Origin of the sequence: Burkholderia sp. WP9 (assembly GCF_900104795.1) — a bacterium.
GTDB lineage: Bacteria > Pseudomonadota > Gammaproteobacteria > Burkholderiales > Burkholderiaceae > Paraburkholderia.
Window position 1 is genome coordinate 561,961 of record NZ_FNTG01000002.1, and the last position, 25,141, is coordinate 587,101.

17 protein-coding genes and 1 pseudogene are annotated in these 25,141 nt (G+C 65.1%); 15 read left to right on the forward strand and 3 right to left on the reverse strand.

All coding sequences use genetic code 11. From position 1 onward, the window contains the following. Positions 1–21: 21 nt before the first annotated feature. The gene (locus tag BLW71_RS23820) at positions 22–1,161 is read left to right on the forward strand and encodes a DSD1 family PLP-dependent enzyme (RefSeq protein WP_091802420.1); all 1,140 of its coding nucleotides are present in this window, start codon (positions 22–24) and stop codon (positions 1,159–1,161) included. A 50-nt stretch (positions 1,162–1,211) separates the two neighbouring features. Here the strand turns inward: BLW71_RS23820 and hpaR are convergent, their stop codons facing one another. Next, positions 1,212–1,619: a homoprotocatechuate degradation operon regulator HpaR gene (gene hpaR, locus BLW71_RS23825; RefSeq protein WP_091802423.1), complete on the reverse strand. Its 408-nt coding sequence runs from the start codon at positions 1,617–1,619 to the stop codon at positions 1,212–1,214. Positions 1,620–1,798: 179 nt separating this feature from the next. Here hpaR and BLW71_RS23830 point away from each other — a divergent pair, with 179 nt between their 5' ends. Genes BLW71_RS23830 through hpaI form a run of 7 tightly spaced genes read left to right on the forward strand, consistent with a single transcriptional unit; the run spans position 1,799 to position 7,770 of the window. After that, entirely contained in the window at positions 1,799–2,572 is a 774-nt protein-coding gene (locus tag BLW71_RS23830) for a fumarylacetoacetate hydrolase family protein (protein WP_091802426.1), read from the forward strand. Further along, on the forward strand, positions 2,569–3,327 hold the full coding sequence (locus tag BLW71_RS23835) for a fumarylacetoacetate hydrolase family protein (RefSeq protein ID WP_091802429.1): 759 nt from the start codon (positions 2,569–2,571) through the stop codon (positions 3,325–3,327). Before BLW71_RS23830 ends, BLW71_RS23835 begins: the two co-directional genes overlap by 4 nt. Positions 3,328–3,354: 27 nt before the next feature. Next, positions 3,355–4,812, forward strand: a complete 1,458-nt coding sequence (hpaE, locus tag BLW71_RS23840) for a 5-carboxymethyl-2-hydroxymuconate semialdehyde dehydrogenase (protein WP_091802432.1) — start codon at positions 3,355–3,357, stop codon at positions 4,810–4,812. Beyond that, the gene (gene hpaD, locus BLW71_RS23845) at positions 4,812–5,675 is read left to right on the forward strand and encodes a 3,4-dihydroxyphenylacetate 2,3-dioxygenase (protein WP_091802435.1); all 864 of its coding nucleotides are present in this window, start codon (positions 4,812–4,814) and stop codon (positions 5,673–5,675) included. The genes hpaE and hpaD overlap by 1 nt, the downstream gene beginning before the upstream one ends. 21 nt (positions 5,676–5,696) lie before the next feature. Beyond that, on the forward strand, positions 5,697–6,098 hold the full coding sequence (locus tag BLW71_RS23850) for a 5-carboxymethyl-2-hydroxymuconate Delta-isomerase (protein WP_091802438.1): 402 nt from the start codon (positions 5,697–5,699) through the stop codon (positions 6,096–6,098). A gap of 20 nt (positions 6,099–6,118) precedes the next feature. After that, the gene (gene hpaH, locus BLW71_RS23855) at positions 6,119–6,922 is read left to right on the forward strand and encodes a 2-oxo-hept-4-ene-1,7-dioate hydratase (protein WP_091802441.1); all 804 of its coding nucleotides are present in this window, start codon (positions 6,119–6,121) and stop codon (positions 6,920–6,922) included. A 44-nt stretch (positions 6,923–6,966) separates the two neighbouring features. After that, positions 6,967–7,770: a 4-hydroxy-2-oxoheptanedioate aldolase gene (gene hpaI / locus BLW71_RS23860; protein ID WP_091802445.1), complete on the forward strand. Its 804-nt coding sequence runs from the start codon at positions 6,967–6,969 to the stop codon at positions 7,768–7,770. 49 nt (positions 7,771–7,819) lie between these two features. On the opposite strand, the gene BLW71_RS23865 is transcribed toward hpaI, so the two are convergent. Together BLW71_RS23865 and BLW71_RS23870 are read right to left on the reverse strand one after the other, a co-directional pair. After that, positions 7,820–10,165, reverse strand: a complete 2,346-nt coding sequence (locus BLW71_RS23865) for a bifunctional diguanylate cyclase/phosphodiesterase (RefSeq protein ID WP_091802448.1) — start codon at positions 10,163–10,165, stop codon at positions 7,820–7,822. Positions 10,166–10,279: 114 nt separating this feature from the next. Further along, a complete protein-coding gene (locus BLW71_RS23870; RefSeq protein WP_091802451.1) occupies positions 10,280–11,431 on the reverse strand; it encodes a GGDEF domain-containing protein in 1,152 nt (383 codons plus the stop codon). Between the two features lie 571 nt (positions 11,432–12,002). Between BLW71_RS23870 and bcsD the strand changes: the two genes are divergently transcribed. From bcsD to BLW71_RS23910, 7 genes and pseudogenes are all read left to right on the forward strand, one after another. Then, positions 12,003–12,458, forward strand: coding sequence for a cellulose biosynthesis protein BcsD (gene bcsD, locus BLW71_RS23880; protein WP_091802456.1), 456 nt, complete (start codon positions 12,003–12,005; stop codon positions 12,456–12,458). 228 nt (positions 12,459–12,686) lie between these two features. Further along, positions 12,687–13,616 carry a cellulose biosynthesis protein BcsP gene (gene bcsP, locus BLW71_RS23885; protein WP_091802458.1) on the forward strand — a complete coding sequence of 310 codons (930 nt, stop codon included), beginning with the start codon at positions 12,687–12,689 and terminating at the stop codon, positions 13,614–13,616. Further along, a complete protein-coding gene (gene bcsQ, locus BLW71_RS23890) occupies positions 13,613–14,401 on the forward strand; it encodes a cellulose biosynthesis protein BcsQ (RefSeq protein ID WP_091802461.1) in 789 nt (262 codons plus the stop codon). Before bcsP ends, bcsQ begins: the two co-directional genes overlap by 4 nt. Next, positions 14,398–16,602 carry a UDP-forming cellulose synthase catalytic subunit gene (gene bcsA, locus BLW71_RS23895; RefSeq protein ID WP_091802463.1) on the forward strand — a complete coding sequence of 735 codons (2,205 nt, stop codon included), beginning with the start codon at positions 14,398–14,400 and terminating at the stop codon, positions 16,600–16,602. The genes bcsQ and bcsA overlap by 4 nt, the downstream gene beginning before the upstream one ends. A 3-nt stretch (positions 16,603–16,605) precedes the next feature. Further along, positions 16,606–19,176, forward strand: coding sequence for a cellulose biosynthesis cyclic di-GMP-binding regulatory protein BcsB (gene bcsB / locus BLW71_RS23900; RefSeq protein ID WP_091802465.1), 2,571 nt, complete (start codon positions 16,606–16,608; stop codon positions 19,174–19,176). Positions 19,177–19,186: 10 nt separating this feature from the next. After that, the gene (bcsZ, locus tag BLW71_RS23905) at positions 19,187–20,368 is read left to right on the forward strand and encodes a cellulose synthase complex periplasmic endoglucanase BcsZ (protein WP_091802470.1); all 1,182 of its coding nucleotides are present in this window, start codon (positions 19,187–19,189) and stop codon (positions 20,366–20,368) included. Continuing rightward, positions 20,359–25,133, forward strand: a pseudogene (locus BLW71_RS23910) (cellulose synthase subunit BcsC-related outer membrane protein). The gene bcsZ and the pseudogene BLW71_RS23910 overlap by 10 nt, the downstream one beginning before the upstream one ends. The last annotated feature ends 8 nt before the right edge of the window (positions 25,134–25,141 follow it).

Genomic DNA, 25,141 nt, shown 5'->3' on the forward strand with positions numbered 1-25,141 from the left:
CTCCATTTTCCCGGTGAAAGCATGAAACTCGACCAGATCGAAACCCCAGCCGCGTTGATCGACATTGCGCGGATGCAGAAGAACATCGCGCGGATGCAGGGGCATATGAACACGCTCGGCGTTGCGTTTCGTCCGCACGTGAAGACCACCAAATGCATCGACGTGGTCCGTGCGCAGATCGCCGCGGGTGCGCGCGGCATCACCGTTTCAACCTTGAAGGAGGCGGAGGCCTTCTTTGCCGCGGGTGTCAGCGACATTCTTTACGCCATCAGCATGGCGCCTTCCAAGTTGCCGCGAGCGCTCGCGCTGCGCCGCCAGGGGTGCGATCTGAAGCTCGTGGTGGACAACCCGACCGCGGCTGCCGCCATTGCCGCCTTCGGCGACCAGCACGGCGAAACCTTCGAGGTCTGGATCGAAGTGGACACGGACGGGCACCGCTCAGGCATCACGCCGGAACAGGACAGCTTGCTTGAGGTTGGCCGCATTCTCCATGAGAACGGCGTCAAGGTAGGCGGCGTGATGACCCATGCCGGCTCCAGCTACGAACTCGACACGCCCGAGGCGCTAGCGGCACTGGCGGAACAGGAGCGCGCGGGCTGCGTGCGCGCCTCGCAACGGCTGCGCGAGGCCGGCATTGCATGCCCGGCGGTCAGTGTCGGCTCGACGCCGACCGCGCTTGCCGCCGAAAAACTGGAAGGCGTCACGGAAGTGCGCGCCGGCGTGTACGTACTGTTCGATCTGGTCATGCACAACGTCGGCGTGTGCGCGCTCGACGACATCGCGCTCAGCGTGCTCGCCACCGTGATCGGTCATCAGGAGGACAAGGGCTGGGCCATTCTCGACGCGGGCTGGATGGCGATGAGCCGCGATCGCGGCACGTCGAAGCAATCGCACGATTTCGGTTACGGCCAGCCGTGTCTCTTGAACGGCACGCCGCTGCCCGGCTATCTGATCAGCGGCGCCAATCAGGAACACGGCATTCTTTCCCCGACTGGAGACAACCCTCACGCCGCAGGCGACATCACGCAACGCTTTCCGATCGGCATGAAACTGCGCATCCTGCCGAATCACGCGTGTGCGACCGGCGCGCAGTATCCCGAGTACCACGCGGTTACACCGGACGGCGACAGCGTGGAATGGAGACGCTTTCAGGGCTGGTAAAACCCGCACGCGGCTCGCCCGCCGAGCCGCTGAGCCGCTGAACCGCTACTTCACTCCTCCTCTTCCTCCAGACCGGCCAGCAGATCGTCCACGGCGCGATACACGCGCTCGACGATCTCCGGTCCCACCTTGCGCTCCAGCTCGCGGTAATGCGCCTCGAGATCCCTGGAAATCACGCGCACCAGTTCCCGGCTCGTATCCGTCAGCGAGACCAGCACGCGCCGCTGATCTTCCGCGAAGCGCTCCTTGGTCACCAGTTCCATGCTCTCCATGCGCGCGAGCACGCCGGCCATGCTTGGGCTCGAAATCGTGCAGATATCGGAAATGTGGCGCGGTTCCATCGGACCGTGTTCATTCAGCGCGCGAATCACGCGCCACTGCTGTTCGGTCAATCCATGCGCGGTAATCAATGGGCGAAAACGCTCCATCATTTTTTCTCTGGCGCGCAGCAGCAACATTGGCAGGTTGCGGTGCAGCACTCGGGTCGAGGCGGAAGCGGACATAGTGAAAGAGGATAAAGAACAGCCGTCGAAACTTAAGGGAAAACCCGCGATCAGCCGACAGGCTATTGACCGTGGATCATATCAAGCGCAATACTACTAACATGTTAGTGTTTTTGCCAAGAGACAGGTCGAATATGTTTGCACTTGCCGATCACCTGCTGCATCCCGAAGGCGAGGCGCTGCCCCGCGATGTGGATGCAAGCGCCGCGGCCGCGCTGCTCGCACGCGGCATGGCGTGCCGCGCGCCGGTTGGCGGCGCTGTCTACGCAACCTTGCTCAACGACCGTGCCGCGCTCGCGGCCTTGGGCGATGCGATGCACGCCGCCCCCTATAAAGCGCCGCCCAAAGCGCCGGTACTCTATCTGAAGCCGCGCAACACGCTTGCCGGGCATCGCGCGCATGTCGTCGTGCCGGACAATGCGTTGGGCGTGGAAGTCGGCGCGTCGCTCGGCGTCGTGATCGGCCGCACTGCAACACGCGTTAGTGCGGAACAGGCATGGCACTACATTGCCGGCTACACGCTGGTCGCCGATCTCAGCGTGCCGCATATGAGCGTGTACCGGCCGTCGGTGCGATTCCGGGCGCGCGACGGCTTCTGCGTCGTCGGACCGGCCGTGGTTGCAGCGCGTCATATACCGGCGCCCGACGCGCTGCCGATCAACGTTTCGCTTAACCATGGCGCGAGTTTCAGTGCGAACACTGCGTCGTCGGTGCGCAACGTGGCGCAATTACTCGCGGACGTGACCGACTTCATGACACTCAGCGCGGGCGACGTCATCACGCTCGGCGTGCCGCACGGCTCGCCTGTCGCGCATATCGGCAACACGGCCACCATGTCGATCGGCGCAATGCCGCCGCTCACGGTGTCGTTCGTCGCCGCCGAAGCACAACGGGGAGAACAGCCATGATGCGCGGCCGCGTTGCGTATGCAGGCGCGATTCACGAAGCTTATCCTGATGCTCATGGCGTGCGTCTCGCCGATGGCCGTGTGCGTCGCGAGGATGAAGTGGTCTGGCTTGCGCCGATCGAAGTCGGCACGATCTTCGCGCTCGGTTTGAACTACGCCGAGCATGCAAAGGAGTTGCAGTTCAGCAAACAGGAGGAGCCGCTCGTGTTTCTCAAGGGACCGGGCACGGTGCTCGGTCATCGCGGCACGACGCGCCGCCCTGCAGACGTCACCTTCATGCACTACGAGTGCGAACTCGCTGTCGTCATCGGGCAAACCGCGAGCAACGTCACGCGCGAGCACGCCATGCAGCATGTGGCCGGCTACATGATCGCCAACGACTACGCAATTCGCGACTACCTGGAAAACTACTACCGCCCCAACCTGCGCGTGAAAAATCGCGACGGCGGCACGGTGCTGGGCCCCTGGTTCGTCGACGCCGCGGATGTCGAGGACGTCACGCAACTGGAGTTGCGCACGTTCGTGAACGGCACGCGCCAGCAACACGGCAACACGCGCGATCTCGTCACCGATATTCCGGCGCTGATCGAATACCTGAGCAGCTTCATGACCCTCGCGCCCGGCGACGTGATCCTGACCGGCACGCCGGAAGGCATTGTCAACGTCAATGCGGGCGACGAAGTGGCCTGCGAAATCGACGGCCTTGGCCGTCTCGTCAATACGATCGCATCCGACGCGGACTTCAACCGCGCATGATCGACATGCTTTACATGGGACAAGCCAATGCGAATCGAACACCTGATCGACGGTAAAGCCAGCGCCGCAAAAGACTACTTCGAGACCGTCAACCCGGCCACGCAAGACGTGCTCGCAGAGGTGGCCCGAGGCGGTGCGGAAGAAATCGACGCCGCCGTGCGCGCCGCGAAGAGCGCGTTTCCCGCATGGGCCGGCAAGCCCGCCGCGGAACGCGCGAAGCTGGTCCGCAAGCTCGGAGAACTGATCGCGAAGCATGTGCCGGAGATCTCGGAAACGGAAACCAAAGACACCGGCCAGACCATCTCGCAGACGCGCAAGCAACTCGTGCCACGCGCCGCAGACAACTTCAGCTACTTCGCCGAGATGTGCACGCGCGTGGACGGCCATACGTATCCGACCGATACGCATCTGAACTACACGCTGTTTCATCCGGTCGGCGTCTGCGCGCTGATCTCGCCGTGGAACGTGCCGTTCATGACCGCGACATGGAAAGTCGCGCCCTGCCTCGCGTTCGGCAATACGGCGGTGTTGAAGATGAGCGAACTGTCGCCGCTCACGGCCTCGATGCTCGGCAACCTCGCACTCGAAGCCGGCATTCCGGCCGGCGTGCTGAACGTAGTGCACGGCTTCGGCAAGGAAACCGGCGAGCCGCTCGTGGCGCATCCGGACGTGCATGCCGTGTCGTTCACCGGATCGACGGCGACCGGCAACCGCATCGTGCAAACCGCGGGGCTGAAAAAGTTCTCCATGGAACTCGGCGGCAAGTCGCCGTTCGTGATTTTCGACGACGCCGATTTCGAGCGCGCGCTGGACGCCGCCGTGTTCATGATCTTCTCGAACAACGGCGAACGCTGCACGGCGGGTTCGCGCATTCTCGTGCAGCGCTCCATCTATGCACGTTTTGCCGAGCGTTTCATCGAGCGGGCGAAGCGTTTGACCGTGGGCGATCCGCTATCCGAGAGCACCATTGTCGGCCCCATGATCAGCCAGGGCCATCTGGCGAAGGTGCGCAGCTATATCGAACTGGGTCCGAAAGAAGGCGCGACGCTCGCCTGCGGCGGCCTAGCCATGCCTGAGTTGCCCGACGCGATGCGCAAAGGCAATTTCGTGCAACCCACCGTGTTCGTCGATGTCGACAACCGCATGCGCATCGCGCAGGAAGAAATCTTCGGCCCGGTCGCCTGCCTGATTCCATTCGACGACGAAGCCGACGCGATCAAGCTCGCCAACGACATCTCCTACGGCCTGTCGAGCTACATCTGGACCGAGAACACGGGCCGCGCGCTGCGCGTCGCAGCCGCTGTCGAAGCCGGCATGTGCTTTGTCAATAGCCAGAACGTGCGTGATCTGCGCCAGCCGTTCGGCGGCACCAAGGCATCCGGCGTGGGTCGCGAAGGCGGCACCTGGAGCTACGAAGTGTTCCTCGAACCGAAGAACGTCTGCGTATCGCTCGGCTCGCATCACATTCCGCGCTGGGGGGTTTGATGGGCAAGCTCGCATTGGCAGCAAAAGTGACGCACGTCCCGTCGTTATATCTGTCCGAACTCGACGGTCCCCATAAGGGCTGCCGGCAGCCTGCGATCGACGGCCATCATGAAATCGGCCGGCGTTGCCGCGAACTGGGTGTGGATACCTTCGTCGTGTTCGACGTGCATTGGCTGGTGAACAGCGAATACCACATCAATTGCGCGCCGAAGTTCGAGGGCGTGTACACGAGCAATGAACTGCCGCATTTCATCAAGAACATGCCGTATGCGTGCCCGGGCAACGTCGAACTCGGCAATCTGATCGTAGAAGTCGCCAATGAAATGGGCGTGAAGAGCCGCGCGCATAGCGAAACCACACTCGGACTCGAATACGGCACGCTGGTGCCGATGCGCTACATGAATGCGGATCAGCATTTCAAGGCCGTATCGGTAGCGGGCTGGTGCGTGTGGCACGACCTCGCCACGAGCGCGCGTTTCGGTCTCGCGGTGCGCAAGGCGATCGAGGAGCGTTACGACGGCACCGTCGCGATTCTGGCAAGCGGGTCGCTCAGCCACCACTTCGCCAACAACGGTACGGCCGAGCAGTTCATGCACAAGGTGTGGAATCCGTTTCTCGAACTGATGGACCGCAAGGTGGTCGAGTTGTGGGAAGCCGGCGACTGGAAGACCTTCTGCGAGATGTTGCCGCTCTACAACGAGAAATGCTGGGGCGAAGGCGGCATGCACGACACCGCCATGCTGCTCGGCGCGCTCGGCTGGGATCGCTACGACGGCAAAGTGGAAGTCGTCACGCCGTACTTCGGCAGTTCGGGCACTGGCCAGATCAACGCGATCTTCCCGGTTACGCCGCTACCCGCCTGAGTTGCAAAGAAGGAGCCCGCCATGCCGCATCTCACACTCGAATACAGCGCCAATCTCGCCGATCACGCAAGCATCGGCCAACTGTGCAACGCGCTCGCGCATAGCCTCGACACGCAGCGCGAGAACGAACAGCGGGTCTATCCGCTCGGCGGCATCCGCGTGCGCGCCTTGCGCTGCGAGCAGTACTGCATCGCCGACGGGCGCGCCGACGCGGCCTTCCTGCATGCGAACCTGAAGATCGGCGCGGGCCGCTCCGAAGCCGTGAAAAAGGCCACCGGCGACGCTTTGTTCGCGCTCATCAAACAGCACTTCGCCGCTGAATTCGAACAGCACGGCCTCGCGCTGTCGCTGGAGATCAATGAGTTCAGCGAAGCCGGTACGTGGAAACACAACAACCTGCACGCACGCCTGAAGGCTGAATAGCGGCTCATCGAGACTCCACCATGCTAGACGAACAGACTATCCGCGACCTCGCGGCGCAACTCGACTACGCCGAGAAAACGCGTACTCAACTGCGTCACTTCTCCGCCGCTTATCCGCAGATGACGGTGCAGGACGGTTACGCGATCCAGCGCGAGTGGGTGAAACTCAAACTCGCGGAAGGCCACGTGATCAAAGGCCGCAAAATCGGCCTCACTTCACGCGCCATGCAGCGTTCCTCGCAGATCGACGAACCGGACTACGCGCCGCTGCTCGACAGCATGTTCATCGAGAATGGCCAGGATATTCGCGCGGACCGCTTCATCGCGCCGCGCGTGGAAGTGGAACTGGCGTTCGTATTGAGCAAGCCGTTGAAGGGCCCTGGTGTGACGCTGTTCGATGTGCTGGACGCGACCGCTTACGTAACGCCGGCCGTCGAGATCATCGACGCGCGCATCGAACAGTTCGACCGCGACACCAAAGCGCCGCGCAAGGTCTACGACACGATCTCGGACTTCGCGGCGAATGCGGGCATCGTGTTGGGCGGCCGCCCCGTGCGTCCAATGGATGTCGATCTGCGTTGGGTCGGCGCGTTGCTTTACAGGAACGGCGCGGTGGAAGAAAGCGGATTGGCGGCCGCGGTTTTGAATCATCCGGCCACCGGCGTGGCGTGGCTCGCCAACAAGATTGCCCCATACGACGAAATGCTCAACGCAAACGACGTGATCCTGAGCGGTTCGTTCACCAGCCCGATCGCCGCGCGCGCGGGCGACACGTTTCACGTCGACTACGGCCCGTTGGGCGGAATCGGCCTGAACTTCATTTGAGTTCGTTTGTGTTTCGTTCGAGTTTCGTTTGAGTTGGTAACGACATGCCCACACCGCAAAACCCTTTCAAGCGCGCCCTCGCCGAAGGCAAACCGCAATTCGGCCTGTGGGCCGCGCTCGCAGACGCCTACGTCACCGAGCTGCTGGCCACCGCCGGTTTCGACTGGCTGCTGATCGACAACGAGCATGCGCCGAACGACGTGCGCAGCACGCTGGCCCAATTGCAGGCGGTGGCCGCGTATGCCTCCCATCCGGTGGTGCGTCCGGTGCGCAGCGACACGGCGTTGATCAAGCAGTTGCTCGACATCGGCGCCCAAACGCTCCTGCTGCCGATGATCGACACGGCCGGGCAGGCCACCGAAGCAGTCGCGGCCACCCGCTATCCACCGCAAGGCATTCGCGGCGTGGGCAGTGCGTTGGCGCGCGCATCGCGCTGGAACCGGATACCGGATTACCTGAACACTGCGGCAGACGAATTGTGCGTGCTGGTGCAGGTGGAAACCGTGCGGGGCATGGAGAATTTGCCGGCGATTGCGGCCGTGGATGGTATCGACGGCGTGTTCTTTGGTCCGGCGGACCTGAGCGCGTCGATGGGGCTGCTGGGCCAGCCCGGCGATGCCAGCGTGCGCGAAGCGATTCGCCACGGCATCCATATCGCGCGAAACGCGGGCAAGGCGGCAGGCGTGCTCGCCCCCGATCCGGCGATTGCCGCCGATTATCTCGCCGCGGGCGCCACCTTCGTCGCCGTTGGCACCGACACGGGTTTGCTGAGCCGCGCCGCGGCGGATCTGGCGGCGTCGTATAAAAAGACGACGGCGACGCCGGCATCGCCAAAGGGCGGGTATTGAGCGAATCCGCGGGTCGCAAACGCGCTGGCCCGCGGCGGGAGAATACGCGCTACTCCCTCGCAGGCCACGGCAACCCCAGCGCCGACCAATCCAGCTCCACGCCGATCACGGAGCGCCCGGCAGCGAACTGCAACGCCAGCGTCACCGCGATACACGGCCTGCCGCTCGCGAGCGAAAGATAAGGATTACTCGCAACCGCCACGCCCGGCAACAGCACCGCATTGCGGAAATACGGGCGATGGTCCCAGCGTGCATCGCGCGGATTCGCCACGGGGTGCAGCGAGGCGCCGTCACTGCGCGAGGCTGGCCCCGGCACTTCCAGACCGACCTGCCTGCCCGAGTCGTCGAGAATGAAACAGCTGATGCACCGGTCGAACCTGGCCAGCGAGGCGAACGCTTCTTCCATGGCCACGCCGGCCAGCAACGCGTCGGCGGCGACGCTCAAGGCGGCCCGGTAAGGCTCCACTTCGGATTCGAACAACGCATGCTGATGCGCGCGGCCATGCGCGATGACATTGAAAGCCTCGTCGATGCGCCGATGCACCGACTCCGGCCGCGCAATTTCCGCAGCCGGCCGGCCCAGCAGATAACCCTGCGCGAAATCCACATTCGATTCCACGGCGAGAATCAGTTCCTCGGTGGTCTCCACGCCTTCGACAACCACCAGCATGCCCGCCTGATGCAGCAGCGACACCAGCTTCGGCAGAATCGGCTGCTCGGTGCCGTGGCTCGTCGCGCGAATCAGTTCGCCGTCGAGCTTAACCAGGTCCGGGCGGATTCTGAACAGCCGGTCGAGATTCGACTGACCCGCGCCGAAATCGTCGACGGCGATCAGAAAGCCGTATTCGCGGTACAACGCCGCCGCCCGCGACATGTCGTCGACGCTGCCGCCGTGCGATTCGAGAATCTCCAGAATCACCCGTTCAGGTTCAAGCCCCGCGCCCCGCACGATCTTCGCCAGTTGATCCGCATAACCTTCGGCAATGAACGTGGCCGGCAGAATGTTGAGGAAGAGCCACGCGTCCTCGGGCAGCGATCCGCGCGCATTGGCCAGATGCACGGTGTGACTCGCACGGTCGAGCGCGCCTTCGTCGCTGGAAGGCCTCGGCGCGAACAGCACCGCGGGCGGCACCAGCGTGCCGTCGCCCTGCTCGCCGCGCAGCAAGGCCTCGAAGCCCACCTGCTTCTGATGCGACAGGCTGTAGAGCGGCTGGAAATGCGAGGTGAGGTAGTAATCCTCCCAGCGATGCCGCCGCAGCGCCGCGCCACCCTCGCCCACTGCGTCCTCGCCAAGCCGGTGCAGCGCGTCGCGCGGCAGCGCGCGCTCGGCGCACACGCGGTTTCTGCCGGAGTGCTTGGCGCGCAGCAGGGCTTCGTCGGCGCGATCGAGCAGCATCATGATGGTTTCGCCGCCGCGATGCTCGGCTACGCCAAAGCTCGCGGTCAGACGGCCGTCCGGCCGCTCGATCGCGGCAATCGCCAGACGCAGCCGTTCGGCCAGATGCAGCGCGCCGGTCAGCCCGTCGCGCAGCAGCAGCGCGAATTCCTCGCCGCCGATCCGGCTCACGCTGTCGTCCGCGGAGGCCTCTTCCATCAGCGCCTGGGCAACCTGATAAAGCGCGTGGTCGCCGACCGCATGGCCGAAGCGGTCGTTCAGGGACTTGAAGTTGTCGATGTCGAGAAAGATCGCGCTGATCCGCGTGCCCGGCGCGAGGGTGTCGAGACGGCGTTCAGCCTGCGTGACGAAGGCACGGCGGTTTTGCAGGCCGGTCAGCGGGTCGGTCGCCGCGAGTTGGGCGAGCTGGCTTTCGAGCAGAAAGTGGTTGCGGCGAAACCGGTAGAAGCCGAAGTGAAACACAGCGGAAGCCGGCGCGGCGAGCGCCGCCATCCACATCCACACCACGACGCCGACATCATGCGCAAGCGGCTCGCCGAACAATAGCGTGACCGCCGTCGCATAGAAAAGCGCGGTGCCGGCGATGTAATGCGTGGGCGTGAGCCACAACGGCGCGGCGCAGACCGGTATCACGACCATCGCCGGCAGCGCCCACAACAGCGGTTGCGCGACACCGGCGATGTTCATGGCGAGGCCCGCCACCAATACCTGCGAGTAAGCGACGCCGATCAGGCCGAATACCCAGGTCGAGTTCGCACGCGGAATCGCCAACACCAGCAACGCGAGCGGCAGCGCGCACGCGAGCCGGTACGCGAGCGGCGCAGCCGGGCCATCGACCAGATTGCGCGCTCCGATGAAGCACAGGAACGCGACCACCGTGAACGCCATGATCACGGTGGAAAGCGGACGCTGGTGCTCGAGCGAGCGCCGGTGGAAGCGATCGCGTAGACCGGCATCGGACGGGTGGTGCGTCGACGTGGAAAGCGTATTGATGGGCATCAGCCTGGTTCCGATCACTCTGCCATTGGTTATCGGCTTACATCTGACAAATATTTATGCCTTGCGCACAAATAGCGCCGCAAATTCTCCATCCCGGCTCCGGCCCGTCACGCCCTACGCGGTCATCACCCGATCGCGGCCCGACGCCTTGGCGGCGTACAGCGCGCCATCGGCCCGCGCCATCAACTGGGCGAGCGACTCGTCACCCCGAAGCCTGTCCACGCCGACACTGAACGTGTAGCGCAGCCCGCGCGGCCGCTCGTGCGGCGCGATGGCGGCAAGGCGGGTCCGCAGCCGGTCCAGCAGGCTCACCGCCTCGGCGGCGCTGGTGGCCGGGCACAGCACGCCGAATTCCTCGCCGCCCAGCCGGCCGAACACGTCGCCCGCCCGCAGGTTGCGCGCGACGAACGTCGCGAAGTGGCTCAGCACCTGATCGCCGGCCGCGTGGCCGTGTTGGTCGTTGACGGCCTTGAAGGAGTCGATGTCGATGATCGCCATTGCCAACGGCGAGCGGCTTCGCCGCGACGCGTCCAGCAGCGCGTCGCCGGCCGCCAGAAACGCACGGCGCGACAGCGCGCCGGTCAGGTCATCGATATTGGCAAGCCGTTCGAGCCGTTCCGCGAGACGGTCGTGCGCGAGCATCACGACGCCGATCGAAAGGCACGGCGACGCCAGAATCCCGAGCGCGAGAAACAGGACGTTGGACGGCGAGACCTGCAGCAGGCTGGTCTGCGTCATCCAGCCGAGGCCGTACATGAACCCGCGCGCAGTATGCGCGGCAAACAGGAGTAGCGCCGCCCCGGCGACGAAGAAATAGCTGTAGCGCGGCCGGTTAGAAGGACGCCCACGCAGCATGAGGACGGCGAGCGCGACGCAAAGGCTCGCGTGATACGCCGACACCACCGCGACACGCGCGTTGAAGTTCGGCGCGGCGAAGGTCCAGTACGAAATGCCGAACAGCACCGCGACGAGGCCGAGGTAGGCCGGCCAGGGGCGCGTGCGCCGCCCCAGAAAGCGCAGGCAACCTTCCAGCACCAGCAGCAGCGAAGCCGCCATCAGGACGTTGGACGCCACCAGGGTCAGCCACTGCGACGCATGCGCATGCCCTTGCAAGGCGAAAGCGAGCAGCGCGACGATCGCTGCGGCGTTGGCCGACAGCCAGTAGCCGACGCCGGGAATTGCCGCGCGCCATAACGATCCGAGCACGGCGATTGCCATGACGCCCGACAGAACGGTAACGAGAAGAATGCTAAGTGGATTGAACATTTGCAGCGAATGAATCGAACGGCATCGTGACGACGTGCCACTGAGGTGTCACTGAGGTGCCACCCACGAGCTAGGTGCACGCAGCGAGATACAAGTCCGCAAGCTTAACGGGCGCGGGCAAAACCTGAAGTATGAAAGCAAATGGAAAGATTCGGGAAGATTGCCGGCGAGATCGATTCGGCGAAGCTGCACGAGGCGCGAAACGTTGCATTTACCACGAAACGAAACGGCTCAATCAGGCGACGAATCAAGCCGTTAATGCAGACATCAGGGACGCAATTTTACCGGGCATCGTTGGCCGCGCGGCGAACAGCCAATTCAAGCAGCAAGATTTACCCGTTGATCCGCATCCATCGCAAGCGGATCCGCGTATACGCAGACGAATGGAGAGTGGTTAAATCTTAATGTCTTAAGTAGACTGCTTCGGAGTGTGGTGAACGGACTAGACAGCCCGAGAAAAGTAACCTAGGCCGGATGCAATACGCGATTTCCCGATAACACTTTTTCTTTGCGCTCGGCCGTGAGCGGCCGATTTCAAGCGGCTCGAAGCAACGGCCATTTCCCGGAAAACATGGTTCCAATTCTCGATTACCTGCTGGAACGCCAAATCTCGCCACAGTGGCGCGGCATGCTCACCGCGTTGGCAAGCGAGTTCGAAGCGCAGATCGGTCGCGACGAACTGCGCCAACTGATGCATCGCGTCGGCACCCGGTTCGCGGCGGCGCATCCGCTGCCCGCCTGCGACTCGACCGCCGAACTCGCGCGCACCTTGAACCTGTACTGGCATGAGATGGACTGGGGCTACGTCGAATTGGCGGACGAACCCGAGTCGCTGCGCATCGTTCACTATTGCGCGCCGTTGCCGGCGTTCGGTGGCAACGCGCTCGCATGGACGCCGGCGTTTCTCGAAGGCGTCTATCAGACTTGGTTGAGTGCGTTGGGCGCGCAAGGTTTGTCGGTGGCGCAAACGAGTGGGTATAGCGAGGACACCGCGATCGAATTTCGTCTTGGCCGTCATCCTGTTTGAACGGGATGGGCGGCGCACCGTGATGTGGTTGCTGCGAGCGCGTAGCGAACAGGCGAAGCAGCACAGGCAAGACCGAGCAACACCAGGCAACAGCAGGCAACACCAGGCAGTAGAGAAACGCGCCAGACCGGTGCGCGTGAAGTGGCGGGACAGGCAGTCCCGTGTTATAGCGCCGCGAACACAAGTTGGGATCGGGGCAAGGCTAGTCATGAACAAGACGGCGGCACTATGAGTTCATCGAGCGACATCGAGAAACTTTTCGATCATTTTGGCGGCGACGCCAACGCGTACCAGGAAATCGGCCGCGAAAACGAGGCGCGCTCGGCGCGCACCCGTTGGCCACTATTAGTCACGCTCGATCTGACCCAACCGACGATTCCCGCAATCGGGCAGCGTCGCGAGGCCAAGCCTCAGTCACCGGTGGCCGCGTCACCGGTGGCTGTCGATCGTCAGGACACCACGCCAAAAGATGCAGCGTCCGTGACGCGCGCCAAAGCGCCGTTATTCACGCGTTCGCATCGGCGGGATATTCCGCCGGTAGCTGTCGCCGCTCCGGCTAGCACGCAGAGAGGCGCGTCACGCTTTGGCGAACTCGAATCGAAAGTTGATGCGGCGCCGCTGGCGGTGGCCGGCGCTGCGCGAGTGGGCACGGTGGCTGCGCAAGCATCGCCGGCCGCGTTCGTGGCTCCGGTTGCTGTGGCTCCGGTTTCTGTAGCTCCGATTTCTGCAGATCCGGTTTCTGCTGCACCTGCTTCCGCATTCCCCGCTTCCGTGCCTCCCGTCATCGCCTTGCGCACACCGATCGCGCAAACGATTCCGTCCGTCGCCCCCAGTTGGGCACACGCGCCGGCACCGGTGCGCGCTTACACGAGCGCGCCGTTAGCACCATCAGCACCATCGACGCTGCCGGCAGCAACCGCACCCGCCGCGCCGACGCAACAAGCTGCTTCGATCCTCGGCAAGCTTTTCGCGCCGGAACCCGAACCCACGCCGCCGCAACCCGACGCGGCCAGCGGCGAGTCCGCGCCCCTGCAAGGCATCTTCGACCGTCTGCGCGGCGCCCCCGCTCAAACGGCCGCCGCTCCCGCCAGCGCTACGTCTGCCGCTGCGCCCCGCACCTCCAACTCGTGGCTGGTCAACGGCCCTCGTCGCTCATGAAAGTCATCGCGGTGGTGTCCGCCAAAGGCGGGGTCGGCAAGACCACCCTCGCCGCCAACCTCGCTTCCGTGCTGGCCGCGAGCGGCCGGCGTGTGATCGCGCTCGACCTCGACCCGCAGAACGCGCTGCGCCTGCACTTCGGCGTGCCGCTCGACAGCATCGACGGTTTGTCGCGCGCCACGCTGACGGGCGACCCGTGGCAGAGCGTGATGTTCGACGGCGTGGACGGCGTGACGGTGCTGCCATACGGCGCGGTGCTCGAAGACGACCGCCGCCGCTTCGAAGCGTATATCGACCAGGAGCCGCGCTGGCTCGCGCAGTCGTTGCAGAACCTGCACCTCGAAGCGTCCGACATCGTGATCATCGACACGCCGCCGGGTTCGTCGGCGTATGTGCGCACGGCCTTGTGCGCGGCCACCTTCGCGCTGAACGTGGTGCTCGCCGACGCCGCCTCGTACGCCGCGATTCCGCAGATGGAGCGGCTGATCGCAACCTACGCGGCGCCGCGCGCCGAGTTCGGCGGCGACGGCTACGTGATCAACCAGATCGACCAGTCGCGCCAGCTGACCAAAGACGTCCTCAAAGTGCTGCGCCAGATGCTCGGCGCCAAGCTGTTCCCGGGCGTGATCCATCTGGACGAAGGCGTGAGCGAAGCGCTCGCGTGCGACACCACGTTGATTCACTACGATCCGCTCAGCCAGGCGGCCGCCGATTTCCGCGCGTGCGGCACGTGGCTCATGGCGGCCATCGACGCGATCGCCGTCTCGCCGAGGAACGTCGCATGAGCACGACACCGTCGCAGGGTCTCGAGCCCGCGGAACCGTCGCGGCTCGAGCGTTTCGTCGACGCGCGCTTCTGGAACAGCCGCATCGTCACGGGACTCGTCACGCTGTTCGCGCTGGTCATGCTGTACTTCGTGTTCACCGTGCCGCTCGCGTTCTACGAACAGTTGACGTTCGCGACCTGCTGCTTCGTCACCGCCCTCATGTTCCGCCGTCTGCAAGGCCGCTACGCGACGATGGTGATGATCATGCTGTCGGTGGTGACTTCAGGCCGCTATATGTACTGGCGGCTGACCGCGACCACCTACTGGGAGCATCCGCTCGACGCCGCCTGGGGTCTGCTGCTGGTGTCGGCCGAAGTCTATTCGACCATCGTGCTGCTACTCGGCTACTTTCAGACCGCCTGGCCGCTCAAGCGCACGCCGATGCCGCTGCCCGCCTCGCGCGCCGAATGGCCGACCGTCGACGTGTTCATTCCGACCTATAACGAGCCGCTCTCGGTGGTAAAGCCGACCATCTACGCCGCGCTCGCACTCGACTATCCGGCCGAGAAGATCTCGATCCACGTGCTCGACGACGGCCGCCGCCCCGAGTTCAAGGCGTTCTGCGAAGAGGTCGGCGTCAACTGGACCATTCGCACGCACAATCGCCACGCCAAGGCCGGCAACATTAACGAAGCATTGAAGATCACCAGCGGCGAATACCTCGCGATCTTCGATTGCGATCACATTCCGACCCGCTCGTTCCTGCAGATCGGCCTCGGCTGGTTCCTGCGCGACAAGCTGCTGTCAATGCTGCAAACGCCGCACCATTTCTTCTCAGCAGACCCGTTCGAGCGCAATCTCGGCACCTTCCGCAAGGTGCCGAACGAAGGCGAGCTGTTCTACGGCCTCGTGCAGGACGGCAACGATCTGTGGAACGCCACGTTCTTCTGCGGCTCGTGCGCGCTGCTGCGCCGGACCATGGTCGAGGAGATCGGCGGCATCGCGGTCGAAACCGTGACCGAAGACGCGCACACCGCCCTCAAGCTGCACCGCCTCGGCTACACCACCGCGTATCTGGCGATTCCGCAAGCCGCGGGGCTCGCCACGGAAAGTCTTTCCGGCCACATCGGCCAGCGGATTCGCTGGGCCCGCGGCATGACGCAGATTTTCCGGATCGACAATCCGCTCACCGGCAAGGGCCTCAAGTTCGGCCAGCGGCTGTGCTATCTGAACGCGATGATGCACTTCTTCTACGGCATCCCGCGTCTGGTGTTCCTGACCGCTCCGCTGTCGTATCTGTTCTTCAACGCGCACGTGATCGAAGCCGCGGCCGGCACGATCGCGATCTACGCGCTGCCGCACATGATGCACGCGAGCATCACCAACTCGCGCATGCAGCGCTCGTTTCGCCATTCGTTCTGGGCCGAAGTGTACGAATCGGTGCTGGCCTCCTACATCACCGCGCCGACCCTGCTTGCGCTGATCAACCCGAAGCTCGGCAAGTTCAACGTGACGGCCAAGGGCGGCCAGATCGAGAAGAACTACTTCGACTGGGCCATCTCGCGCCCGTATCTGTTCCTGCTGCTGCTGAACCTGATCGGCTTCTGCGTGGGCATCGTGCATATCTATTACAACTGGCACATTCGCAGCGTGGTGCAGACCACGATCCTCAATCTCGGCTGGACCACCTACAACATGCTGATTCTCGGCGCGAGCGTGGCCGCCGCGAGCGAGCGCAAGCAGATTCGCGCGGTGCACCGCGTGGCGATGCAGATGCCCGTGATGCTCAAATTCTCGACCGGCCGCACGCTTGCCTGCGAAACCATCGACTACTCGGAAGGCGGCGTCGGCGTGGCGCTGCCCGCCGCGATCCAGGTGCCGATGCACGAGCGCGTGACCGTGTCGCTGTTTCGCGGCGACGAGGAATATGCATTCCCCGCCACGGTCGGCTTCACCGCACCAGGCCGCGTGGGTCTGCGCTTCTCGGCGATGACGCGCGAGCAGGAATACGAGTTCGTCAAGACCACCTTTGCACGCGCCGACGCCTGGACCGGCTGGGCGGAAGGACGGCAGCAGGACACGCCCCTGCGCGGCCTGTCGCATGTGCTGACGGTCGGCGCCCGCGGCATCGCGGGTCTGTTCGAGCATCTCTATGCCGACCTCCGCAGTTCGATGAAAAGCCGTCCAGTGGACGTCAAGAAGCTAAAAACGAAAGACTGATCTATGCGCAACAGGATGGCGAAGGGCAACATCGAACGCTCGATTCACGAGCGCAGTGGGACTGGATTGCAGACGCGCCGCATCGGACGCCCCGGCTCGCATCGGCTGATGCGCGGCCTCGCATGCTGGCTCGCGTTGCAGACGGCATTGGCCGCGCCGCTCGCGTCAGCGGCGGAAGTCGTGGCGGCTGCGGGCGCCAGTTCGGCCGGCGCGATTCAGAGCGCGGCGGGCACCGTGCATGGCGCGCCGGCCACGTCCGCTGCTCCGGTCGCGACCGGTGTCGGTAGCGTGCCCGCGCCGAGTGCCGCGGTGCCCTACGATCCGAACACGATCGCGCAGGCTCAACTGGCCACGCCGACGCCGGCGCTCGCCGCGTCGTCGGTGAAAGCGTTGGGCATCAAAACGCCGACCACCGCAGAGCCGGGCACGCTGGTGCCGGGCGGCCGCCGTCAAACGCTGACCTTCGCCGACCTCGGCGCGCTCGACCCGCTGCAACTGCGCGGCACCGACGGCCAGAACGGCGTGGCGTTCTCCGTGCGCGGCGACGAAGTGGTGACGGGCGCGGTCCTGCATCTGGTCTACAGCTACTCGCCCGCGCTGCTCGCGAATATCTCGCAGCTCAAGGTGCTGGTGAACGGCGAAGTCGCCGCCACCCTGCCCGTGCCGCACGAGCAGGCCGGTATGCTGGTGGCGCGCGACGTCTCGATCGATCCGCGCTTCATCACCGAATTCAACCACCTGAACGTGCAGTTGATCGGCCATTACACGACGAGTTGCGAAGACCCCGCCAACTCCTCGCTGTGGGCGACCGTCAGCAATGCGAGTTCACTCGATCTGACGTATGCGTCGCTCGCCAGCAAGCCGGATCTGGCGGCGTTGCCGCAGCCGTTCTTCGACCGCCGCGACGTGCGCCGTCTCGAGTTACCGTTCGTGTTCCCGCAAAAGCCGGGTAACGCCACGCTCGAAGCGGGCGGCATTGTGGCGTCGTGGTTCGGCGCGCTCGCCGGTTATCGCGGCGCGGTGTTTCCGGCGCAACTGGACAACGCGCCGCTGTCGGGCAACGCCGTGGTGTTCGCCACCTCGGATCAACGTCCGGCCGGTATCACGATTCCGGCGATTTCCGGCCCGACCATCGCCGTGGTCGATCGCGAAGCGCCGGCGCGCGGCAAGCTGCTGCTCGTGCTCGGGCGCACCGAGGCCGAACTGAAAACCGCCGCGAAGTCGCTCGGCATCGGCCAGAACACCTTGACCGGCCAGAGCGCGACGATCACGCAGTTGAACGAACTCACGCCACGCGCGCCGTACGACGCGCCGAACTGGCTGCCTACCAACCGTCCGGTGCATTTCGGCGAACTTGCCGATCCGCGCGATCTGACCGTGTCCGGCTACGACGCCGACGCCGTGCACGTGAATCTGCGCGTGCCGCCCGATCTGTTCATGTGGCACACCAAGGGCGTGCCGATCGATCTGCGCTATCGCTACACGGTACGTCCGTTGCGCGATCGTTCTTCGCTGAACGTGAGCGTGAACAACGGCTTCGTGCAGGCGCTGCCGATTCCGGCCGAATCCGCCTCGGTGTTCGAGCTGAGCCATTACTTCGGCCGCGTGTTGCCGGACAAGACTGCCGAAGCGCGCCGTACCGTGCATATTCCGCCGCTGCTTCTGACGCCGCGCGCGCAGGTGCGCCTGCACTTCTATTACGACATTCCGAATACCGGCGAATGTCACGGGCGTCTGCTCGACAACGTGGTGGGCGCGATCGACCCGAACTCGACGATCGACCTCTCGTCGTTCCCGCACTACATGGCGCTGCCCGATCTGGCCGCGTTCGCCAATAGCGGTTTCCCTTTCACGCGCATGGCGGACCTCTCCGAGACCGCGGTGATCCTGCCGAACGACGCCGATTCGAGCGACTACAGCCTGTACCTGCTGACCATGGGCCGGATGGGCACCTCCACCGGCTATCCGGTCATGGGCGTGACGGTAGGCACCGCCGACGACGCCGACAAGTTCGCCAACAAGGACCTGCTGATTTTCGGCGCGCCGGGCAAGCAACCGCTGCTGCAGCGCTGGGCGAAGTCGATGCCGTTCTCCAGCGACGGCGACTCGCGCACCTTCCAGCTCTCCGACATCGCCTTCAAACTCGAGGACTGGTGGCATGGCGAACGCGGCGTCGAGCGCACACCCGCGCGCGCCGATCTGACGCTGGTGAGTTCGAACGGCGACGCGCTGCTGACCGGTTTCGAATCGCCGCTGCAGAAGAACCGCAGCGCCGTCGCACTGGTGAGCGCGGCCGGGCAGTCGGACGCGGACCTGTCCGCGGCGCTGCTCGACGCCGACGTGCTGCCGCAGATTCAAGGCGCGATGGCCGTGATCCACGGCCGCACCGTCACTATCACCTCGAACGGCGAAGCGTATTACGTCGGCCACCTGTCGCCGCAGGAGTATCTGCGCTGGGCGCTGTCGTCGCATCCGTTGCTGTTGATGCTGGGCGGCGTGCTCGCCGCGCTGATCATCGCGGGCCTGTTCTACCGGACGCTGCGCTCGATCGCCGCGCGCCGCCTGAAGGACTAATAGGATTGATATGCGGGTTCGAATCAACAAGACAATCGGCCTCGCGCTGACGCTCGGGCTGGCGGCGTCGGCGAGTTTCGGCAATATCGTGAAAGTGGCGCAGAGCACCGCCGCACCCGGCGTGTGCGGCGACTGGAGCGGTTATCGCGCGTTCGTCGAACGCTTCGTGCAGGCCGACGGCCGCGTGATCGACTACTCCACGCCGACCCAGCAAACCACCTCCGAAGGCCAGTCGTACGCGCTCTTCTTCGCGCTGGTCGCCAACGACCGCGCCACTTTCGACCGCCTGCTCGGCTGGACCCGCAGCAATCTCGCGGGCAATCAGTTCGACGCGCAAAACATGCGGCTGCCGTCGTGGCTATGGGGCAGAAAAACGGACGGCTCGTACGGCGTGCTCGATCCGAATTCCGCCTCGGACTCCGACTTGTGGATCGCCTACGATCTGCTGCAAGCGGGCCGGCTGTGGCACGAAGCGGGTTATACGCAATTGGGCGAGGCGCTCGCCGCGCAGATCGCGCGTCAGGAAATAACCACGCTGCCGGGCGTCGGGCCAATGCTGCTGCCCGGGCCGCAAGGCTTCAAAAATGGCGGCGTGACGCGCCTGAATCCGAGCTATCTGCCGCTGCCGGTGCTGCGCGCGCTCGCGCACGAGATGCCGAACGGCCCGTGGGGCAAGCTCGCCGAGAGCGCGTACAAGCTCGTCAAGACCACCGCGCCGCAAGGCTTCGCGCCCGACTGGGCGGCCTGGCAGAACGGCCAGTTCGTGGTCGATCCGAAAAACGGCGACACCGGCAGTTACGACGCGATCCGCGTCTATCTGTGGGCCGGTCTCGCCTCGCCGGCCGATCCGCTCGCCAAACCGTGGCTCGCGGCGCTCGGCGGCATGCGCGCGCGCGTCGCGCAAACCGGCATTCCGCCCGAGAAGGTCTCATCGACCACCGGCGCGGCGAGCGGCGAAGGACCGCTCAGCTACTGGGGTGCGCTAGCGCCGTATTTCAAGGCGCTCGGCGACGAGCACGGGCTCGGCCTCGCGCGCACGCATCTCGCCGCGCTCGACGCCGCCGTGCCGGGCCGCGAACCGGTTTACTACGATCGTGTGCTGGGCTTGTTCGGCACGGGTTTCATCGACGGCCGCTATCGTTTCGACGAAGCCGGACGTCTCGTGCCGAGTTGGAGAAACGCATGCGATTGAGCGCCCTCGCGTTGTCATTGCGCTTCGCGCTCAGCCTCACCGCCGTCTGCTGCGTGGCGACGGTTTCGCCCGACGCTCTCGCGCAGGCGTCGAAAGATCCGTTGAACGTGCTGATCGATCAGGGCAAGTACTGGCAATCGCATCAGCGTGGCGACCTCGCCGAGCAGGCATGGCAAAAGGTGCTGCGCATCGACCCCAAGCAGCCCGATGCGCTGTTCGGCATGGGCATGGTGCTCGCCGACCGCAAGGACGGCGCCGGCGCGCAGCAATATCTCGCGCGCCTGAAGGCGGCCGCGCCGAACTATCCGAATCTGGATGAACTCGGCCGGCGCCTGGGTGAATCGAGCCTGCGCGACCAGACCGTGAACGACGCGCGGCGGCTCGCGCAAAGCGGTCAGAGCGCGAGCGCCGTGCAGGAATATCAGCGCGCGCTGACCGGCAAACCGGCCACGCCCGAATTGCAACTCGAGTATTACCAGGCGCTCTCGGCCACGCCGCAAGGCTGGGATCAGGCGCGCCGCGGTCTCGAACAGCTCGCGCGCGACAACCCCGACGATCCGCGTTACGCCCTCGCCTACGCGCAGCATCTGACCTATCGCGACGTGACGCGCCGCGACGGTATCGCGCGGCTGCAAAAGCTGGCGGGCGACAGCACGGTCGGCGCGTCGGCGAAAAAGAGCTGGCGCCAGGCGCTGTTGTGGCTCGACGCGCGGCCCTCCGACGCCCCCCTCTATCAAGCCTATCTGCAAACCGCGACCGACGACGCCGCCGTCAAGGCGCGCTTCGATTCGATGGTTCAGCAGGACAGCGCGGCCCGTGCGCGCTCGCAGGAAAACGCCGCCGTCGACGCGCGCGGCCGCACGATCGCCGACGGTTTCGCGGCGCTCGATCGCAACGACGTGACCACAGCGCGCACGAAGTTTTCCTCGGTGCTGGCCACGAGCCCGAACGATACCGACGCGCTCGGTGGCATGGGCATCGCCGCGTTGAAGCAGGAGCGTTTCGCCGAAGCCCGCAACTATCTGGAGCGTGCGTCGCGCAACGGCAATCCGGCACGCTGGAAAACCGCGCTCGACAGCGCGAGCTACTGGACCTATACGAGCGACGCGATCGGCGCGCGCAGCAACGGCGAGTTCGCGAAGGCGAAGTCGCTGTTCGAGCGCGCGATCGAGCTGAATCCGTCGGATGTCACCGCGCAGGTTCTGCTCGGCGAAATGCTGCTCGCCAACGGCGACCCAGTCGGCGCGGAGCAGGCCTACCGGATGGCGCTGCGCCGTCAGGCCGACAACCCGGACGCGGTGCGCGGCCTCGTCGGCGCGCTCGCCGCGCAAGGCCGCGGCGACGAGGCGCTGCAGTTCGCCAATCAGCTGAACGCCGAACAGCAGTCGAAGGCCGGCGGCATCAACCGTCTACGTGGCGAAGCGCAGGCTGCGCAAGCGCGTGCCGCCGAAGCGCGCGGCGATCTCGGCAACGCGCGCAGCCTGTTCGAAGACGCGCTGCTGAATACGCCCGACGACCCGTGGCTGCGGCTCGACCTCGCGCGCATCTACGTGCGCCAGGGCGCGGTCGCCAACGCGCGCAGCATGATGGACGGCCTGCTCGCCGCGCATCCCAACATGACCGATGCGCTGTACGCGAGCGCGTTGCTGTCAGCGGAAACGCAGGACTGGTCGGCGGGTCTCGCGCAACTCGAGCGCATTCCGGCCGCGCAGCGCACCGACGCGATGACGACCTTGCAGCACCGCTTGTGGGTGCATCAACAGGCCGATCTCGCCACGCGCATGGCGCGCAGCGGCCAGACGCAACAGGCGCTCGCCACGTTGCGGGCCGCGGAGCCGGTCGCGGGCAACAGTGCCGAACTGATCGGCGTGATCGCCGCCGCCTACAGCCAGGCCGGCGACCCGAACCGCGCGCTCGGACTCGTGCGCGCCGCCATGAACGCGCGCCCGGCAACACCGATTTGCTGCTGCAATACGCGGGTATTCTGTCGGCCACGCAGCAGGAAGCCGAACTCGGCATGGTGATGCGCCGGCTCGCAGCGATGCAGTTGACGCCGCAGCAACGCACCGACTTCGGCAATCTGAATCTCGGCATCGTCATCAAGCAGTGCGACGCGGTGCGTCAGCGCGGCGACCTGGCCAGCGCCTACGACGTGATCGCGCCGTGGCTCGCGGCCATGCCCGACAATCCCGATCTGCAAGCCGCGCTCGGCCGCCTTTATTCGAGTGCCGGCGACGACCGCAACGCGGTCGCGAGCTATCGCGTCGCGCTGCAACGCAAGCCCGACGATCTGAATCTGCTGCAAGCGACTATTTCCGCCGCGGCCGGCGCAAAGCAGTTCAGCTACGCCGAGTCGCTCGCGAAGCAGGCCCTGAACGCGGCACCAGGCGATCCTGCCGTGCTGGCCACCGTCGGCCGCATGTATCGCGCAGAAGGCAAGCTGTCGCTCGCGTCGACTTATCTGCAACGTTCGCTCGTGGCCGCCAACACGCCGCTGATGGCGAACGCCCCGCGCAACCCGGCGAGCAACGTGCCGCGCGGCTGGGAAGTGGCAATGCGGCGGATCGGCGCGACGCCGCTGCCGGGCACCAATCCCTTCGAGGGCAAGACCGCCACCGTCACGCCGACCGACGCCGACAACGCCGCGCTTGCCGGCGGCAGCTACAACGCCGCGCGCGCAGCGCTCCCGTATTCGCAGTCTTCCTTGCCGACACAGACCGTGCCGAACTATCCGCCGCCTACGCAACCCGCGCCTTACGTCGCGCCTTATACGTCGCCCGCGCAGCCTTATGCGCCTGGCTCGGCGCCCGCTACCCTTCCGTATAACGCGCCGCGTCCGGCCGGCGGGTCGGGTGGCAACTCGGGCGGCTATGGTCAGGAAGCCTACGGGTCGAGCCAGTCGGGCGCGCCGTTGCAGCCTTATCCGGGTCAAGGCCAGCAGCCGATGCAGGCGCAAGCGCCGCAGATGCAGCAGACACCGCAGCAGTACAACCCGGGTTATCCGCAGCAGGCGCCTTATGCGCAGCAGGGCCCTTACGCGCAGCAGCCGCAATACGGCGCGCCGGATGGTTATGCAGCCACGCCGTGGCCGATGTCGCCGGCCGCGCGCGAAGCGCAGGCCAACGCCGGTTCAATGCAGGCGCAACCTTATGGCGCGCCGGGCACGGGTACAAGCACGAAACGCGCGGCCAGCAAGAAGCAAAGTGCGTCGAAAAATACCCGCAACGCGCCCGCCTACGCGCAGGCGCCGTATGGACAACAGCAAGGCTATCCGCAGCCACAGCAGCCCTACTACGGCCAGCCGGCCTATCCCCAGCAGCAGCAGCAACAGCAGGCCTACGCGCAGCAACCTTATCAGCCGTATCCGCCGCAGCAGCAGGCTTACACGAATCAGGGCTATTACGCGCAGCAGCAACAGCAACCATACATTCCGCAGCCGCCCACCGGTTATGCGCAGCCGTACTACCCAGCGCAACCCGGCGCGAACGGCGCGGGCAATGGCAACGCTTATGCGCCGTCGAACGTGGCGAACGCGCAAACGCTCGGCGTCGCGGAAGAGCTCGCGCAGGTCAACCGCGAGCAGTCGAGCACGATATCGGGCGGCATCGTGTTCCGTAACCGCACCGGCGAGGACGGCCTGTCCAACCTCACCGACATCGAAGCGCCCGTTCAGGGGCGCATCAAGGCGGGCAACGGCCATATCGTCGTCACGGCAACGCCTGTCACGCTCGACGCTGGCAGCGCAGCCGCCAATGTGTCGACGCTCGCGCGCTTCGGCTCGGGGCTATCGAGCGATGCATCCAAAACAGCCGCCCAGGCGGGCAACAACACGTACGGCAGCCAGACGGCGAATGGCGTGGGCCTGTCGGTCGGCTACGAAGGCCGCAGCATCAGCGGCGATATCGGCGTGACGCCGATCGGTTTCCGCGAGACGAACATCGTGGGCGGCGCCCAATACAACGGCGGCATCACCGACAAGGTGTCGTATTCGCTCGCCGTCGCGCGCCGCGCGGTGACCGACAGCCTCTTGTCCTACGCCGGCGCGCGCGACTCCGGCTCCGGGCTCGAATGGGGCGGCGTCACCTCGAATGGCGGACTCGCCAGCCTCGCCTGGGACGACGGCACGAACGGCCTGTACGTAAACGGTTCCTTTCAGTACTACGATGGCAACAACGTGCCGAGCAATACCGCCATCAAAGGCGGCGGCGGCGTCTACACGCGTCTGCTGAAAGACGCCGATCAGACGCTCACGATCGGCGTGAATACGACGCTGATGGGCTACAACAAGAATCTGTCGTACTTCACGTACGGCCAGGGCGGCTACTTCAGCCCGCAACAATACGTGATCCTGAACTTGCCGATCGAATGGACCGGGCGCAACGGCGCGTTCACGTACGACGTGAAGGGTTCGATCGGCGTGCAGCATTACCGTGAGGATGCGTCGAATTACTTCCCGCTCAACGACGGTTCCAACCGCCAGAGTACGGCAGCGAACAACGCGGACTCGATCGGCACCAGTGTGCAGAGCGGCGCGCAGTATCCGGGCCAAAGCAAGACCGGCGTGTCGTATTCGCTCAGCGCCGTGGGCGAATATCAACTGGCTCCGCAACTGGCGTTCGGAGCGACCGCTTCGCTCGGCAATGCTTATGAATATCGCGAGTGGCTCGCGGCGGTTTATGTGAGGTACAGCTTCAGCAAGCAGACGGGCTTGCAGCCGTTCCCGCCGACGCCGCTCGTCTCGCCGTATGTGTCGTTGTCGAACTGAGGTTGGCT